Source organism: Bacillus sp. 11B20 (assembly GCF_056098985.1).
In genome coordinates, this window is the sequence record NZ_JBLZWZ010000009.1 from 657,097 (window position 1) to 673,752 (window position 16,656).

The 16,656-nt window shown below is 42.7% G+C and carries 17 protein-coding genes and 1 pseudogene; 9 read left to right on the top strand and 9 right to left on the bottom strand.

The window, feature by feature from the left end; genetic code table 11:
- Nucleotides 1–119 precede the first annotated feature (119 nt).
- Entirely contained in the window at nt 120–1,094 is a 975-nt protein-coding gene (locus ACN6NB_RS17610) for a S66 family peptidase (RefSeq protein WP_474253504.1), read from the top strand.
- Between the two features lie 412 nt (nt 1,095–1,506).
- Here the strand turns inward: ACN6NB_RS17610 and argS are convergent, their stop codons facing one another.
- The 5 genes from argS to speE all read right to left on the bottom strand — a co-directional run bounded on the left by argS (nt 1,507) and on the right by speE (nt 5,921).
- Complete coding sequence (gene argS, locus ACN6NB_RS17615; protein WP_107162929.1) at nt 1,507–3,180, bottom strand: arginine--tRNA ligase; 1,674 nt, start codon at nt 3,178–3,180, stop codon at nt 1,507–1,509.
- Nucleotides 3,177–3,599, bottom strand: coding sequence for a YwiB family protein (locus ACN6NB_RS17620; protein WP_003215400.1), 423 nt, complete (start codon nt 3,597–3,599; stop codon nt 3,177–3,179). Before ACN6NB_RS17620 ends, argS begins: the two co-directional genes overlap by 4 nt.
- 124 nt (nt 3,600–3,723) lie before the next feature.
- The gene (locus ACN6NB_RS17625; RefSeq protein WP_099663757.1) at nt 3,724–4,071 is read right to left on the bottom strand and encodes a hypothetical protein; all 348 of its coding nucleotides are present in this window, start codon (nt 4,069–4,071) and stop codon (nt 3,724–3,726) included.
- 77 nt (nt 4,072–4,148) lie between these two features.
- Entirely contained in the window at nt 4,149–5,021 is an 873-nt protein-coding gene (gene speB / locus ACN6NB_RS17630) for an agmatinase (RefSeq protein ID WP_025093863.1), read from the bottom strand.
- 69 nt (nt 5,022–5,090) lie between these two features.
- Nucleotides 5,091–5,921, bottom strand: coding sequence for a spermidine synthase (gene speE / locus ACN6NB_RS17635; protein ID WP_003214614.1), 831 nt, complete (start codon nt 5,919–5,921; stop codon nt 5,091–5,093).
- Nucleotides 5,922–6,145: 224 nt separating this feature from the next.
- Here speE and ACN6NB_RS17640 point away from each other — a divergent pair, with 224 nt between their 5' ends.
- Nucleotides 6,146–8,215, top strand: coding sequence for a transglycosylase domain-containing protein (locus ACN6NB_RS17640; protein WP_474253505.1), 2,070 nt, complete (start codon nt 6,146–6,148; stop codon nt 8,213–8,215).
- A 125-nt stretch (nt 8,216–8,340) separates the two neighbouring features.
- On the opposite strand, the gene ACN6NB_RS17645 is transcribed toward ACN6NB_RS17640, so the two are convergent.
- Both ACN6NB_RS17645 and ACN6NB_RS17650 read right to left on the bottom strand, forming a co-directional pair.
- Nucleotides 8,341–8,859: a YwhD family protein gene (locus ACN6NB_RS17645; protein ID WP_058838534.1), complete on the bottom strand. Its 519-nt coding sequence runs from the start codon at nt 8,857–8,859 to the stop codon at nt 8,341–8,343.
- A gap of 12 nt (nt 8,860–8,871) precedes the next feature.
- Complete coding sequence (locus tag ACN6NB_RS17650; protein ID WP_474253553.1) at nt 8,872–9,528, bottom strand: site-2 protease family protein; 657 nt, start codon at nt 9,526–9,528, stop codon at nt 8,872–8,874.
- A 113-nt stretch (nt 9,529–9,641) separates the two neighbouring features.
- Between ACN6NB_RS17650 and ACN6NB_RS17655 the strand changes: the two genes are divergently transcribed.
- Nucleotides 9,642–9,827: a 2-hydroxymuconate tautomerase gene (locus ACN6NB_RS17655; RefSeq protein ID WP_003214939.1), complete on the top strand. Its 186-nt coding sequence runs from the start codon at nt 9,642–9,644 to the stop codon at nt 9,825–9,827.
- 50 nt (nt 9,828–9,877) lie between these two features.
- Here the strand turns inward: ACN6NB_RS17655 and ACN6NB_RS17660 are convergent, their stop codons facing one another.
- Entirely contained in the window at nt 9,878–10,690 is an 813-nt protein-coding gene (locus ACN6NB_RS17660) for a zinc-dependent metalloprotease (RefSeq protein ID WP_058838532.1), read from the bottom strand.
- Between the two features lie 373 nt (nt 10,691–11,063).
- Between ACN6NB_RS17660 and ACN6NB_RS17665 the strand changes: the two genes are divergently transcribed.
- The gene (locus ACN6NB_RS17665; protein WP_059377951.1) at nt 11,064–12,392 is read left to right on the top strand and encodes an LLM class flavin-dependent oxidoreductase; all 1,329 of its coding nucleotides are present in this window, start codon (nt 11,064–11,066) and stop codon (nt 12,390–12,392) included.
- Between the two features lie 39 nt (nt 12,393–12,431).
- On the opposite strand, the pseudogene ACN6NB_RS17670 reads toward ACN6NB_RS17665, so the two are convergent.
- A pseudogene (locus ACN6NB_RS17670) lies at nt 12,432–13,323 on the bottom strand (LysR family transcriptional regulator).
- Nucleotides 13,324–13,473: 150 nt separating this feature from the next.
- Between ACN6NB_RS17670 and ssuE the strand changes: the two are divergent.
- Genes ssuE through ACN6NB_RS17695 form a run of 5 tightly spaced genes read left to right on the top strand, consistent with a single transcriptional unit; the run spans nt 13,474 to nt 16,653 of the window.
- Nucleotides 13,474–14,025, top strand: coding sequence for an NADPH-dependent FMN reductase (ssuE, locus tag ACN6NB_RS17675; protein ID WP_126682431.1), 552 nt, complete (start codon nt 13,474–13,476; stop codon nt 14,023–14,025).
- Nucleotides 14,009–15,034 (top strand): LLM class flavin-dependent oxidoreductase, encoded by a 1,026-nt coding sequence (locus tag ACN6NB_RS17680; protein ID WP_474253506.1) that lies wholly within the window; start codon nt 14,009–14,011, stop codon nt 15,032–15,034. The genes ssuE and ACN6NB_RS17680 overlap by 17 nt, the downstream gene beginning before the upstream one ends.
- A complete protein-coding gene (locus ACN6NB_RS17685) occupies nt 15,034–15,288 on the top strand; it encodes a glutaredoxin family protein (protein ID WP_059377943.1) in 255 nt (84 codons plus the stop codon). The genes ACN6NB_RS17680 and ACN6NB_RS17685 overlap by 1 nt, the downstream gene beginning before the upstream one ends.
- A 26-nt stretch (nt 15,289–15,314) precedes the next feature.
- On the top strand, nt 15,315–15,878 hold the full coding sequence (locus ACN6NB_RS17690) for a GNAT family N-acetyltransferase (RefSeq protein ID WP_058838526.1): 564 nt from the start codon (nt 15,315–15,317) through the stop codon (nt 15,876–15,878).
- 13 nt (nt 15,879–15,891) lie between these two features.
- Complete coding sequence (locus ACN6NB_RS17695; protein WP_048237685.1) at nt 15,892–16,653, top strand: amino acid ABC transporter permease; 762 nt, start codon at nt 15,892–15,894, stop codon at nt 16,651–16,653.
- Nucleotides 16,654–16,656 lie beyond the last annotated feature (3 nt).

The following is a 16,656-nucleotide window of genomic DNA, read 5'->3' on the forward strand; positions in this document are numbered from 1 at the left end:
CATACCCTTTGGACAGCTTGTATGAAACGCACGACCCATTCCTTTCTCCTAGCCTTTACAGACTTGCGCTATTTGATCCGATATAATAGAGAAATATGTGATGGAAAGGAAGATCTGTTATGCATACCCCCTCACCTCTTGAAAAAGGGAGCCATATACGTGTCATTGCCCCAAGCCGAAGTGCCAGCATTTTATCAGAAGAAGGGATTTCTCAAGCGAAAAAACGTTTAGAGTCTTTAGGCTTCACTGTCTCTTTGGGACAGCACGTGTTTGAATGTGACCTTCATTCCTCATCGTCTATTGAACACCGCTTGTCTGATCTGCATGAGGCGTTCAGAGATAATGATGTCGATGGTATTTTAACAGCCATCGGAGGCTTCAACTGCAATGAACTTTTGCCTTATATTGATTACGACTTGATCCGTCAGCATCCTAAAGTCCTTTGCGGCTATAGTGACATCACTGCACTTGCAAACGCCATTACAGCGAAATGTGATATGGTGACATATTCTGGCCCCCATTTCTCAAGCTTTCAAATGGAGCAGGGACAGGAGGAGCAGACTGCCATGTTTCAAGCTTGCTTGATGAACGGCGGCGAACCGTTTGATGTAATTCCATCGACAAAATGGAGTGATGATGCGTGGTATCTCGATCAAGCGAACAGACAGTTTCATCCGACAACATGGGGGATTTATCAGGAAGGAACAGCTGAAGGCACCTTGTATGGCGGAAATCTTTGTACACTGAACTTACTGCAAGGGACATCGTTTATGCCGAATGTAAAGGATGCGATCTTATTTGTCGAGGATGATGAGCTGGTGTTCCCTGAAACGTTCGCCAGAGACCTTACCTCCCTCTTGCAGCAAGCACAATCAATCAAAGGATTGATCATCGGACGCTTTCAGAAGAAATCCAAGATGACAGAGGAACATTTAAGATTCATTCTTGATAAACACCCAATGCTCAAACACATCCCAGTGATGTACGATGTCGATATCGGACATACACAGCCAGTCTTCACCTTGCCGATTGGCGGAAACGTTCAGCTAGCGTGTACAAAAGGAGAAGACATAAAGCTGCGCATTCATTCATAACTAAAGGCAAAAAAGCACCCGAATAGGCGGTGCTTTTTTCTATGCCGCCATCTTTTTTAAAAATTTTTTAGAAAAAGTGATCCAACCCTTCTTTCCCTTCGTTAAGTAGATGTAAAAAGAAAAGAGAGGAGGCAAAAATATGTTTTCTGATGTACTTAGCCAATTATTCGATTCTATTTCTAACATCATCAACACACTTGGATAATTCCATTTGACGCACACATACTACATGCTTACCGAAGGGAGGCTGCACTCTATGTTCTCTGATGTACTTAGCCAATTATTTGATTCTATTTCTAACATTATTAATACGCTTGGATAATTTTCAAAACCCGCTATCTCTTGAGGATAGCGGGTTTTTTATATGAAAAAGCCCCACTCATTCAATAGAGTGGGGCTTTCTTTCATTTCATTACATCTTTTCCGGAGCCGATACACCAATTAGTTTTAATGCATTAGCGAGCGTGATTTGTGTTGCTTTCATGAGTGAAAGACGTGCTGTTGTTTTTGTTTCGTTTTCTACATCGATGACCTTCTCGGCATTGTAGAAGCTGTGAAGGGCTGATGCAAGGTCGTAAATATAGTTCGTCACGCGGTGCGGAATACGCTTTTCAGCTGCTTCTGCTACAACTTCTGGGAAGCTGCCAATGATTTTCAGAAGATCGTATTCTTTTTCCGATTGAATGTGAGAGAAATCGGCTTTTTCAAGGTTTGGTTCGTAGCCTTTTTCTTCTCCTTGACGCAACATGCTGCAAATTCTCGCATGCGCATATTGAGCGTAGTACACAGGGTTTTCGTTAGACGTAGAAATGGCTAGGTCTAGGTCAAAGTCCATATGTGTCGCCGCACTTCTCATCGCAAAGAAATAACGAGTCGCATCTAAGCCGACTTCTTCAATGAGATCACGCATTGTGACAGCTTTTCCTGTACGCTTACTCATCTTCATCTTTTCACCGTTTTTGTAAAGATGCACAAGCTGGATGATTTCTACTTCAAGCTTGCCAGCTGGATATCCAAGTGCTTGGATCGCCGCTTTCATTCGAGGGATATAGCCGTGATGGTCCGCTCCCCAAATATTAATAAGCTGGTCAAAGCCTCTGTCCAATTTGTCTTTATGATATGCGATGTCTGGAAGCAGGTAAGTGAAGCTGCCGTCTTTTTTAATCAGCACACGGTCCTTGTCATCGCCAAAATCAGTTGAACGCAGCCACGTTGCTCCGTCTTCTTCAAAGACATAGCCTTTTTCACGAAGTGTTTCCAGCGCTAGTTCGATTTTTCCGTTTTCATATAAAGAGGTTTCTGAATACCATACATCAAATGGCACACGGAAATTCTCAAGGTCTACACGTAATTTCTCTAATTCGTATTTCAATCCGTATTCACGGAAGAACTTCATCCGCTCTTCTTCCGGTTCATGAACGAAACGGTCACCAAATTCATCCGCAAGCTTTTGTCCGATGCCTTTGATGTCTTCCCCTCTGTAGCCGTCTTCAGGCATTTCTTTTTCAAGACCGAGTGCCTCAAAATAACGTGCTTCGACAGATAAAGCGAGATTATTGATTTGATTCCCTGCATCGTTGATATAGTATTCACGGCTCACATCGAACCCTGCTTTATCAAGGATGTTGCAAAGGGAATCTCCTACAGCTGCTCCGCGGGCATGTCCAAGGTGAAGGTCACCTGTTGGGTTGGCTGAGACGAATTCGACTTGCACCTTTTGACCGCCGCCTGTATTCGTTTCGCCATAAGCTTCTTTTGCTTCAAGGACAGCTGGAATCAGCTTTGTTAAATACTGATTGTTCATATAAAAGTTAATGAATCCTGGACCTGCGATATCCAGTTTTTCAATGGAAGCTTTCCCTTTATCAAACGCATTGACGATGTCTTCTGCGATTTGACGAGGTGCTTTTTTCGCAATGCGGGCAAGCTGCATCGCCATGTTGGTAGAGTAATCACCGTGAGTTTTGTCTTTCGGCACTTCTAAAAGGACATCTGGCACCTGGCTTTCATCGGCAAGTCCTGCTTTGACGACTGCCGCAATGATTTCTTCTTTTAACGCATCTTTGACCTGTTCTGCGATATTCATGAACGTAAATCCTCCTTATACGAAATCGATAATGTATGTAAATGCTTTTGATCTTCTCCTGTCAGCATATCGTACGTAATGTGCAGCAGTCCCTTGTCCACATCGAGATCAATGCCATGTGTGTGCACATCTAACTGAAGTGTACCGAATGGCATTGTGTAATGTGTGACGGTCGTTTCTCCAATGAGAAAGCGCTGCTTCATTTGAATAGCCCCTGATCTCATGACAAAAATTTCTTTTTCACTCATTTTCACAACGGTTTTTACTTGACCCATTTCATGTTCTTCATGGTAAGTGAGATACGTTTTGTCATTCTTCTCTTGATACGTTCCAGTCGTGCGGAATTCGATCGTTTCAGCCGGCTCCGTCTCTGGTTTCATCACTGACTTTACATGAATTGAAATTTGGTTTTGTGTCATTTTGCACTTCCTTTGCTAAGACCCGTTTAACTAAAATAGTATACCATATTCATGATCGCCTATCATACCATCATTTCTCTTCTTCACGGTGATTAAACTTCGTTTTTCATCTTCAGCCATCCCTTTAGAAAAAAAGAAAAATGCAACTGACCAATACGACAAGTCCAGCCTTTACGCCTAAGTCTTTTCTTTTCAGTAAATAAAAAAGAGCCTGTATGCCTGAACTTGCCAAAAATGCCTGAAAAAAATCAATTGGTGCGATTTGATTCTTCTTAAATACCACCTGCATGAATAACGCTATGGCCGTCAGATAGAAAAAGCCCCGATCCTGAAATAAACCAACTAACTCCTCCTTTGCTTCCTTTTTAGAAGCAAAAACAGGCGGATCAGCTGCGAGCTCTCGTTTCAGTGTGAGAAAGCCTGCCGCTAATACGCATAAAGCGAGGGACACCATCAATATTGACGAAAACATGAGCTGCCTCCTTTAAGTTTGATCAATGTAAAAAAAGAGCTTGTCCACATGAGATGACAAGCTCCTCTATCAACTGATTATTTCACAAACCCAAGCAGCATTTCGCGTAAAAGCTTACTCGCTGTATTCGCTGTTTGGTCAGAGTGATCATATACAGGTGCTACCTCGACTAGGTCTGCCCCAACGACTTTGACGTCAGATCCTGCAATCGCATGAATGGATGCAAGCAGCTCTTTTGATGTAATACCGCCAGCATCTACCGTTCCTGTACCAGGTGCATGGGCTGGGTCAAGTACATCAATATCGATCGTCACATATACTGGACGCCCTTTTAGCTTTGGCAATACTTGCTTCAATGGCTCCAGCACTTCAAATTTAGAAATGTGCATACCCGCTTCTTTTGCCCATTCAAATTCTTCTTTCATTCCAGAACGGATGCCGAAAGAAAATACATTTTCAGCTCCAATAAGTCCTGCAACTTTACGAATTGGTGTTGAATGTGAAAGTGGCTCACCCTCATATTCCTCACGAAGATCTGTATGTGCGTCCATATGGATGATCGCCAAATCAGGGTATTTCTTATACATCGCACGGAAAACCGGCCAAGACACAAGATGCTCGCCGCCCATTCCTAATGGAAACTTTCCTTTTTCTAAAATACTGTCGACATACTCTTCAATTAAATCTAAGCTCTTTTGTGCATTCCCAAAAGGAAGTGGGATGTCACCCGCATCGAAGAATGGCACCTCGTGCAGCTCACGATCTAAATAAGGGCTGTATTCCTCTAAACCGATCGATACTTCACGAATGCGGTTCGGACCGAAACGTGAACCTGGGCGGTAGCTGACTGTCCAGTCCATCGGCATGCCGTATAAAATGACCTTTGCATCTTCCCATGTCGGATGACTTCCAATAAACACTTTTCCTGAATAAGCCTCGTCGAATCTCATGCAAGATTCCTCCTTTTACGCTTCAAAAAATGCGCAAACTGTCATTTGCGCATTCCCATTTCGCTTGATTTATTTGATTAAGTCGCTCACAAATTTCGGCAGAACGAATGCCGCTTTGTGCAATTCTTTTGTGTAATATTTCGTATCAATATCAAAGAAACGGCTGTCTTCTACAGCAAGTGGATCATATTTTTTAGAACCGATGGTGAATGTCCAAAGACCGCTTGGATACGTTGGAATATTCGCTGTGTAAAGCTTCGTAATTGGGAAAATTTCTTTTACATCACGCTGTACATTTGTAATCAGCTCCGGTGTGAACCAAGGGTTGTCCGTTTGTGCAACAAAAATACCGTCTTCTTTGAGTGCCTTTGAGATTCCTGCGTAAAATCCTTTAGAGAATAGGTTCACAGCTGGTCCAACCGGCTCAGTTGAGTCCACCATGATCACATCATACTCGTTGTCAGCTTCAGCAATGTGCATAAAACCGTCTCCGACTTTGACATCTACACGAGGATCGTCTAATTTCCCAGCAATAGAAGGAAGGAATTTTTTCGAGTATTCGATGACCTTTCCGTCAATATCAACAAGTGTCGCTTTTTTCACACTAGGGTGTTTGAGGATTTCACGAATGACACCGCCGTCTCCTCCGCCTACGACAAGAACATTTTCCGGGTTTGGATGAGTGAAAAGAGGAACATGAGCCACCATTTCGTGGTATACAAACTCATCTTTCTCAGATGTCATCACCATGCCGTCTAAAAACAGCATATTGCCAAACTCTTCTGTTTCCACCATTTCTAAATGCTGAAAGTCTGTTTGTTCTGTGTGAAGGGTTTTGTTCACCTTCAATGTAATACCAAAATTCTTCGTTTGCTTCTCTGTATACCAAAGTTCGCTCATTGTTCATCTTCCTCTCATCCAATAATAAACAAACATCTATTGTTAGCGCCTTTTATCGGCTTTGACTATATCGATTGTCCAAGAAAAAAGTATAGTGGATTCATATCAAATTGTAAAGAACCGCATGAGTTCTCTTCATTTTTTAAGGTGCTCCTGCAATCGCTTGTTTAAAACGGTTTTCTTTGTTCCATACTGATAAAAAACCGTCAAAATGGGGGCTTTGCATGGACACAATCATGAGTAATAAAAGAATCCGCATGACCGTGAAAACGATTCGAGCCTGTTTTTTTATCGGCTTGCTCGCTTTTCTATTTGCAGGCACTGTCTTTTTGACGATTCTATTAATAGCTAAATGGCAAGGTGCCCCTTCTGTTCAAGTTCCCCAATCCACGACCATTTATGCAGCTGATGGGTCAAAGCTTGGAGAATCCAGTTTTGGAGAAAAGAGATATTGGGTGCCATTAAAGAATATGTCTCCTCATATGAGACAGGCTGTTGTGGCTGTTGAAGATAAAACCTTTTATGAGCATCATGGCTTTGATGTGAAACGGATGGCAGGTGCTGCGGTGGCCGATATTCGTGCCATGGCTAAGGTACAAGGTGCCAGCACGATCACCCAGCAATATGCACGAAATCTGTATTTAGATCATGATAAAACGTGGAAGCGGAAGTGGAATGAAGCCTTTTACACGATTCGTTTAGAGCAAAACTATACAAAAGATGAGATTTTAGAAGGATACTTGAACACCATTTATTATGGTCACGGAGCGTACGGTGTGGAAGCAGCGTCACGTCTGTATTTCGGAAAAAAAGCAAAGAACTTAACCCTCGCTGAATCTGCCCTTCTTGCCGGTATCCCAAAGGGGCCTTCTCTCTATTCCCCTTATGTGAATGAGGAGAAAGCCGGCGCAAGAAAGAATATGATTTTGAGACAAATGCAAGAGGATGGCATGATTACGAAAAAAGCAGCCAATGACGCTGCGAAAGAAAAGCTGTCCTATCGCCCTTTGCAGAAGAAGCAGCTGCAAGCAAAGCAAGCCCCATATTTTTATGACGATGTGATTCGAGAGTTGAAACAAAGCTTGGGGTTAACAGAGGAACAGATCGAAACCTATGGACTTCATATCCAAACGACCCTTAATCCAAAATTACAGAAAATCGCAGAAAAGACGTTAAAAAACACGATGGATTCCAAATCAGATATCCAAATTGGCTTTGCCGCCATCCATCCTCAAACAGGCCATGTACTTGCCCTCATAGGTGGGAGAGATTATGAGAAAAGTCCATTCAACCGGGTGACACAAGCAAAAAGGCAGCCCGGTTCAACCATGAAACCCCTTCTTTATTACATTGCCTTGCAAAACGGGTTTACACCCGCAACCGTCATGCGCAGTGAGGAAACGGTGTTTGAACTGGATGATCAAGGCAGCGGTGCGGCTTATTCACCAAGCAATTATCACGGCTATTACGCCAATGACGGCATTACAATGCTACAAGCTTTAGCGCTGTCTGATAATATTTACGCTGTAAAGACCCATCTATTTTTAGGAATGGAGCAGCTTGTACGTGCTGGCAAGACATTTGGAATCAAGGAGAAACTAGATCAAGTACCATCTCTTGCTCTAGGCACGTCTCCTGTGAAACCCATTGAAATGACCAACGCTTACGCCATGCTGGTTAATGGCGGAAAACACGTCAAACCAACCTTTATTACGAAAGTAACCGACGCAAAAGGCAATGTGCTTTTTGAAGAGAAACAAAAACGAGAACAAATCCTAGATGAAAAAGCAGCCTTTGTCACCACCGATATGATGTCAGGAATGTTCAACGATCAATTAAACGGCTATACAAGTGTCACTGGCCGCACCATTATAAAGGACCTTACACGAACATACGGAGGAAAATCCGGGACAACAGGAGCCGACAGCTGGATGATCGGCTTCTCTCCCCAGCTCGTCACAGGAGTATGGACTGGCTATGATAAAGGACGCACCATTGATTCAGTCGAAGAAACAGCCTATGCAAAGAAAATATGGGCTTCTTTTATGGAATCAGCCCTCTCGAAGCAGCCAGCCTCCTCCTTCATGCCGCCTGACGGTGTCAAAGGGGTATATATCAATCCAAAAACTGGCGATCTCGCAGGACCAGGATGTGAATCAAAGGTATTCACCTATTTTATAGAAGGAACAGAGCCGACAGGTGTCTGCTATGGTGCTGAGGACAAAGCCTCTGAACAGGAACCAGTTCAAGATCAAAAGCCAAAGAAATGGTGGGAAAAGTGGCTGAAACGTTAAAAAAAGACATGAAAAACCCCGAGATCAATATCTCGGGATTCTCCATGTCCTAGCTTTAACACCAGTTTACTCAAAAAACGGATGTATTTGGTAGTGATCCGCCATTCTTCACAAAAATTTCACAATTATTCAGGGACAGACAATCCTTCTTTTAATTCATCTGTCGATGCGTCCCATAGTGCTTCATTATGACCTTTTAAGAAATCAGCCAGCACCTTTTTGGATACGTCATCCATATGACTCACGACGATTTTTCGCTTCATCGATTTATCCATTAAATTCACATGCTCTGGAAGTGACTTATACCCGCGGCGAATCGAACGGTCAACGGTCATTTCACAAGCCGTCACACCTGCATAATAAGGCCCTTCTTCTCTGCGGTCAATCGTCACCCATACGAGCCAATAAGGCTTTCCGTTCGGCACCTCTTCTTTTGTTTTCAAAAATTTAATTCCTTTTTCGACGGCACTTCTTGCATGCATGGCACCAATATCAATGACAGCTTCCTTTTCCTCTACATCAATGATGACTGGCGAGATATTATCAAGACTGAGGGCACCTGCCCCAAAGCCTCCATGTCCGTCGGTTGCATCTGTTTTTTTAATGATGTTAAAACCAATTGGTTTCTTCTTTTTACCTTCCATTCATTAAACCTCCTAAAGCAGCGGCTTCAAAATAAGATTAAACCAGTATATGATTTGATCCCGCATTCCGATCAATGGACCAAACACAAACTGACCCAGCGGTGTGATCACGAATATGAGAAAAATAATGATCCCATATTGTTCAAATTGCGTCATTTTCGCACGAATACTAGGACTGACGACGTCCTCAATGATACGATATCCATCAAGCGGCGGAAGCGGCAATAAGTTAAATAGGAACAAGATGACGTTTAAGTTAATAAAGATTAAGAAGAAATTATCGACTCCCGGCTCAAAACGCATGATCCATTCCCCGCCAAACTTCTGAAGAAGCACATACACAAGAAAGCCCAAAAACGCCAGCACTAAGTTACTTAATGGCCCAGCAATAGAGACACAAATCCCTGCTAAACGCGGTTTTTTAAAATGGTAACGATTCACTGGTACAGGTCTCGCCCAGCCAAACCCCGCCACAAAGATCAAAATCGTCCCGAAAATATCGAGATGCTTCAGTGGATTTAACGTCAGTCTCCCTTGATTCTTAGCCGTCGGGTCTCCGAAACGGTACGCAACATATGCATGTGCCAGCTCGTGCATCGTAAATGCAACAACAAGCGTAATGGCGACATATGGAATAAGTTCTAATGGATAAACAAGAAATTGGTTCAAAGGCATGAATCCCTCTTTCTTTCTATACAATGATTTACTTCATTCAGTATACTATAAGAAGTCCCTTAAACTAAAGGGAAGCGTAGCATTAAAGGAAAAAGGAGGTTTTCGCCATGCCGATTGTCACCGTACAAATGCTTGAAGGAAGAACAGACGAGCAAAAAAGAGCGCTTGTGGAGAAAGTCACTGATGCTGTTGTTGAAACAACAGGCGCAGGTGCAGAAAAAGTCTCTGTTATTATTGAAGAAATGAAAAAAGAACACTATGCCGTAGCAGGAAAGCGAATGAGCGACCTGTAAGCATATAAAAAGGACAAACCCATAAGGTGTTTGTCCTTTTGTCTTCTTTCTTATCTGTACCAAGCTTTATTACGGTTCACTTGATTTTTATGAGCCGCATCAAAGTAGTCAACTGTGTAGGAATAATCATAATTCATTAAGCAGACAATGCCGCTTCCTTGAGGGTCATGCGGTAAGCCAAAGTTATGGCCGTATTCATGTGTAGCCGCTTTTGCTGTATTCGCTGTTCCTTGGTCAAGGTTCACGGCGAATGCACTTCCACTTGGTGCACTATTGTAGACATAAGCGATTCCGCCAGCATCAAAGTTTGGATTTGCTGTAAATCCAGTGACAAAGTCGTATCCTCTGCCATCAAAACTGCGCGCAAGGTTGGAAAGAATTTGTGATGAATTTGATCCCGAAGACGTCCAAGATCCTACTGCTTGTACGACAAAGTCCACATCATGATCACGGTTAAACGTGACATCTGCTTGCTCGATGATGTTGACAATCCGTGTTTGCCAGTCACTATATTTCGCACGATACTGCGCATCAGCAACCGCATAGACAGTGACCTTCTGACTGCCTGTACTTGCTTTTGTTGAAATTGAATCTCCTGTATTGGCCTTAAAGGTTCTTGAGCCTACCTGCTTACCAGACTCATCTAATACCTTTGTTGTCACATCTCGTTCAATTGGAGGTGCTGCCGTCAAATCTTTAAAACTGTTTGCTTTTGGCAACCCCTCACCAATATGGGTTTCGAACGGCGCATGACCATGATCATGCCCATGACCCGCACTCGCTACTGGTGCTGAAGCTGAACTTACTCCCGGTAACAAACTACCTACCAATAAAAATGACAAAAAGACTGAACGCTTTTTCATTCCTATCCCTCCTTTGTTTTTCACAAAGTTATATATTCACTGAAAATTCACCATTTTCCTTCTCTTCAGTCAAAAACAGGGAATTAGATGCACAGAAAAAAAGTCGAATTACGTCATTTTCACTAATTTTTCAGATATTTTGACACACATTTTATCGAAAAATAGCGCTTTTGGTCTGGGTCATTTACTTAGTAAACATCCATGTTTTTCAAGAAATCATATCATGGACCTAACGACACATCTAAAAGAAACAAAAAATGATATTAGAAAAGATAAAGTCACACTTTACTGATACCAATTATACTTCTCTGCGGTTCTGCCTTATGATGAAGGACATAAAACATTGCTACCTCAAACAGAAGGGACGATCGGCATGACTGGAAAAAAGCACATACAATTTGGATTAATGTTACATGGCCCAGGGGGTCACATGAATGCATGGAAGGATGAATCGGTTCCAGCAGATGCAAGTGTTAACATTGATTATTATCAAGCGATGACAAAAAAGGCAGAATCAGCGGGTTTCCGTTTTGTTTTTGTTGCAGATGGTTTATATATCCACGAACATTCAATTCCTCATTTCTTGAACCGATTTGAACCATTAACCATCTTATCTGCGCTTGCCACAGTCACCAAACAGATTGGACTTGTGGGTACTGTATCCACTTCATACAGTGAGCCCTTTACCATTGCCAGACAATTTGCTTCCTTGGACAAATTAAGTAAAGGCCGGGCAGGCTGGAATGTTGTGACTTCCCCATTAGAGGGCTCTGCTGAAAATCACATCATCCGTTCGCACCCAAGCCACTCACTTCGATATGAAATTGCAGAAGAGTACTTACATGTAGTGAACGGGCTTTGGAGCTCATGGGAAGAAGATGCTTTTGTAAGGGATCGTTCAACGGGGGTTTTCTTCGATCGAGATAAATTGCACACTTTAAACCATCATGGAAAACACTTTTCTGTCAAAGGTCCTTTAAATATTGAACGCTCTGAACAAGGGCAGCCCGTGATTTTCCAGGCAGGCGCTTCAGAGGCTGGAAAAGATCTAGCCGCAAAAGAAGCAGACGCTGTATTTACAAATGCCGATTCACTCGAAAAGGCAAAAGCCTATTACCGCGACGTGAAAAATAGAGCCGAGGCGTTTGGTCGAAAACCATCTGATATTAAAATATTCCCTGGCATCCACCCGATTACAGGGAAAACAGTCGAAGAAGCAGAAGAAAAATATGAAGCCATTAAACATCTAGTCTCTATTGAAGAAGCTCTGCATTATCTGGGCCGATTCTTTGACCACTTGGACTTCAGTCAATTCCCGCTTGATGGACCTTTTCCGGATATAGGTGACGCTGGGTCAAACAGCTTCCAATCCACAACAGATTCCATTAAGAAAATGGCCAAAGAACAAAACCTGACCTTAAGAGAAGTCGCTTTACAAGTGACCACGCCTAAAAGTGCCTTTTTCGGCACTTATGAACAAGTAGCTGACAAATTAATTCAATGGATCGAAGAGGATGCCGCAGATGGATTTATTTTTGGCGCTCCGATTTTAGCTAGTGGTTTATCCGAATGGACGGAGCACGTCATTCCGATATTAGTCGAAAGAGGATATTACGACCCAAATTATCCAGCTCATACCCTTCGCGAAAACTTGGGTCTGCCCATTAAGAAGAATCAGTTTCTGAAACAAACAGTGAAATAAACTTGAAAGAGGGGCTAGCATAAAGGCTAACCCCTCTTTTTATGATGGTTGGTGCTGGTGCAATCGATTTTCAATGAGATCAATAAACTGGAGCACAGCTCTTCCAGGCGTATCATTTGTTTTCCTCAATAGACCAACTGGCGGGGAAACTTGAATGCCCTTTATTTCTAATACCTTCGTACCTGGGAGTGTAAAAGAATGTGCCGTTCGTGTAAACAGAGAAACTCCTAAGCCCGCCTGAACATAGTGTTTATGGGACATGCTGCTAGTAATCTCTAATTTCTTGTAATTTGTCCCAATGCCATCGACGATTTGTTGTTCAATTTGAATGCGAATGGGGCAATTGTGCGGTGTGAATACTATGGTCTCATTTTCTAAATCTGTTACCTCCACTGCCTCTTTTTCCGCCAATCGATGGGAAGACGGGACCAGCAGGACGATATCATCTTGAAAAAGCGGCTTATTAGCTATTTTCCATCGAAGCTTCTGGTGCGCCGCAAATCGCAAAATCAATCTCATCATGGGAAAGCAAGGAACTCAGTGTATTTGCATCTGCTACTTGCACAGAAAATTCTACATTCGGAAACCTTTCCTTGAATTCTGCAAGGAGCGCCGGGAATTCTAAACTGGCAGTAGGCTCAGAAACACCGATGCGAATTAATCCCGCAATGCCCACTTCTAAATCTTGGAGCGTTTTCGTCAGTTTCTCATATTCATTGAGTAAAGAATTGGCTCTTTCATAAAAAAGCTGTCCTGATGCTGTTAACTTTAAGGTCTTCCCTCTCTCTAGAAGCTTCTCTCCAATTTCCTCTTCTAAATGCTTGATGTGCAAGGTAATGGTTGGCTGAGAATAATTCAGTGCTTCTGCTGCTTTTAAAAAATTCCCATATTTCACGATGGTGGCAAAGGTGCGGATCGCACGAATCTCCATAAAAACCCCTCTTTTCTCTATATTTTAAATAACTGAATCGTGTATTTATGATTACTAATTATACTTTTCAATTGGTTTGCCTTATTATAATTTATATTATCAACTATTCCAAGTTGTTTAGAAGGAATTATGTGAAATGGAGGAGACGAATTGAAGAAAGTAACGATTATAGCAGGCGGACATTCCGTCCAATCTCGATTAACCGGTATTCTGCAGCATGTTCAGCAGCATTTAACGATCAATGGAATCGATGTACATATCATTCAAGTTCACCAGCTGCCTAGCAGCGCACTAATACGTGCGGACTTTTCAAACGAAGAGATTGTCAAGGCGATTGAACTTGTGAATGAGAGTGACGGTGTCATTGTATTAACGCCTGTCTACAAAGCGTCATTTTCCGGTATTTTAAAAACGTTTTTAGATTTACTTCCACAGAAAGCGTTGCAAGGAAAACCCGTCCTTCCATTCGTTTTAGGAGGAACCTACGGTCACCTGCTCGTCATTGAATATGCTCTTAAACCGATTATTCATCAACTTGGTGCAACGGTTGTTCAATCTGGCGTGTATGTCGTGGATCAACAGGTCACAAAGCAGGAATCAGGTGATTATTTACTTGATTCAGATGCCGCAAACAGGTTAAACCTCGCATTATCTCAATATCAAAGTCTGATAGGAGGAACAGCCAATGTCGTTCACCCTTAGTATTCTTGATCAAAGCCTTGTCGGTGAAAACGAGAACGCAGAGACGGGCATTCAGCATACTGTCAGATTGGCTGAAGCAGCGGATCAGCTTGGCTATCACAGGTTTTGGGTGTCTGAACATCACAATAACCCTCAAGTAGCAGGTTCTTCCCCTGAAGCTCTCGCCGGCTATCTCTTAGCAAAAACAAACAACATACGCATTGGGTCTGGTGGCGTCATGCTTCAGCATTACAGTCCGTTTAAGGTGGCTGAAACATTTCACGTCCTGGCATCATTAGCGCCTGGAAGGGTCGATTTAGGTGTTGGGAAAGCACCGGGAGGACTGAACCTATCGACACAAGCTCTTCAGGAAGATTACCAGGCGTCACGGAAGGATTTTTCTCAAAAATTAGTGGATCTCAACACCTATCTGACGGAACACACAAATGACTTGAATGCTCAGCCCATCCCGCGTATATCACCCGACATCTTCCTTTTAGGGGGAAGTACGGAGAGCGCTGAATTCGCAGCAAAACTTGGTATCTCCTTTGTGTTTGCCTTCTTTATTAATGGAGATGAAGCCTTATTAAAAGAAACAAGAGAGATCTTCCAAACATATCAGAAAGCGGGCACCCACCAGCAGTTCCTTCTTGCCATCACCGTTTCTGTAGCTGAGGATCACGAACAGGCACTCTCGCACATCAAACAAAAGGAAACAGTAAAGGTCTCCTTTTCCGATGGAAGGAAGCTGAATGTCACATCGTTAGAGGATGCAGAAAAACTGGTGAAAGAAACGGAGAAGGAACACTACAACATTCACGTACAAAAAACCGGCTACACCGCTGGCACAAAAGAAACCGTTCATCACAGGCTGACTGAGCTATCCGAGTCATACGATATCGATGAATTCATCGTGCTGTCGCCGATCGTAGATATTGATAAAAGGATCAAGTCTATCACTTTATTAAAAGAAGCACTTGATCAAGAACAAACAAACCAAAAACCAATCAATCAAGAGGTGAACGTCTAATGTCAAATAGTCAAAAAATCATTTTATGGAGCAAAAATGGATGCAGTTATTGCAAGGACATTCAATCCTACTTCAACGAACAGCAGATTCCTTTTTCAACGATTGATGTCACAGAGCATGACGATTACAGAAACATTTTAGAAGCAAAATACGGTGTCCGCTATGTGCCTGTAGTTGAGATCAGCCATGATTCCCACGTGTATCAAGCATTGCTGAATCCAGATATCGAGACTTTAAGAAAAGCGTTAATCTGACATTACATTTTGAATGGAGGTTTGTCATGAGTCGAGATATTTTTCGCATCGCTACCGAAGAAGATGCACCAGCTTTTTTAGAATTGCTGTCCAGTGCATTTAAACCGCTTGGTGAAATGGGCATCGATTGGCCATCCACGAACGCCACACTTGAAATGGTCACAGAAAACATTAAACAGTCCGCTGCTGTTGTATTAGAACGAGACGGCCGGCTCATATCTACCATCACCATACGTTTTCCTTGGGAAAGCACTGAGCCGGTCTCAGGCTATCCATTTGTTTGGTGGTTTGCGACAGCTCCTGATTTAGCCGGTCAAGGGATTGGAAATAAGCTGCTCGATTATGTAGAAAACACCTTGCTTCGGCAGACATATAAAGCGCCTGCATATACACTGGGCACTTCTGGCCGGAAACACCCTTGGCTTTTAGAGATGTACGAACGAAAAGGATATACAAAATATATTGAACGCGAGGCTGAAAATGGAGATTTAGGTGTTTTGATGTATAAAGTGCTTATCCCTGAACGCTTTGATCCAGACATTCTAGGGACACCACCCGCAGAAGAAAAAGTCGAAACGACTTCTACATAGGAGGTGATTCAACGTGGGTGAGTTTTTCAAATGGGAGTACGTGGTCACACTCTTTCCTAAAGTATTATCAGCCCTTCCAACAACCTTGCTGATTGTTTTATTTGCCACTTTGATTGGCAGCTTTCTTGGATTCATCCTTGCTTATTTTCGAATTGAGCGCATTCCTGTTCTGCACCAACTCAGTGCAGTCTATGTCTCATTTATTCGCGGAACGCCTATCCTGGTTCAAATGTTTATTGTCTTTTATGGTCTGCCAGGTGTGCTCGCCGCAATTGGTCTTGATATCTCCATGTGGAACAAATTGATCTTTCTTTATATTACATATGGACTCAATACAGCTGCCTACTTTTCAGAAATATTCCGATCAGCCTTATCAAGTGTCCCAGCATCTCAATATGAAGCGGCTGCCTCAATTGGGCTGACGAAATGGCAGATTTATAGAAGGACACTCATTCCTCAAGCAGGTAGAATCGCGCTCCCGAATATTGGCGTAGCCATTGTCAACTTATTACAAAATACCTCCCTCGCCTTCACATTGGGCGTGATGGATATTATAGGAAAGGTTCAAACATTAGGGGCTTTATACTATCGCGTATTAGAAGGATACTTTATTGCTGCCGTCATTTTTATTTTGTTAAGTCTGCTGCTGGAAAAAGCGTTTGACCTATTGGAAAAACAGATCAATACACCGAAAACAAGGAAACAGCGTCAGACGACATTCGTTTCCTTAAAAAGACCCGAAACGGCTTTCACAGTCGAAAAGCGTGCGAAGTAAAAC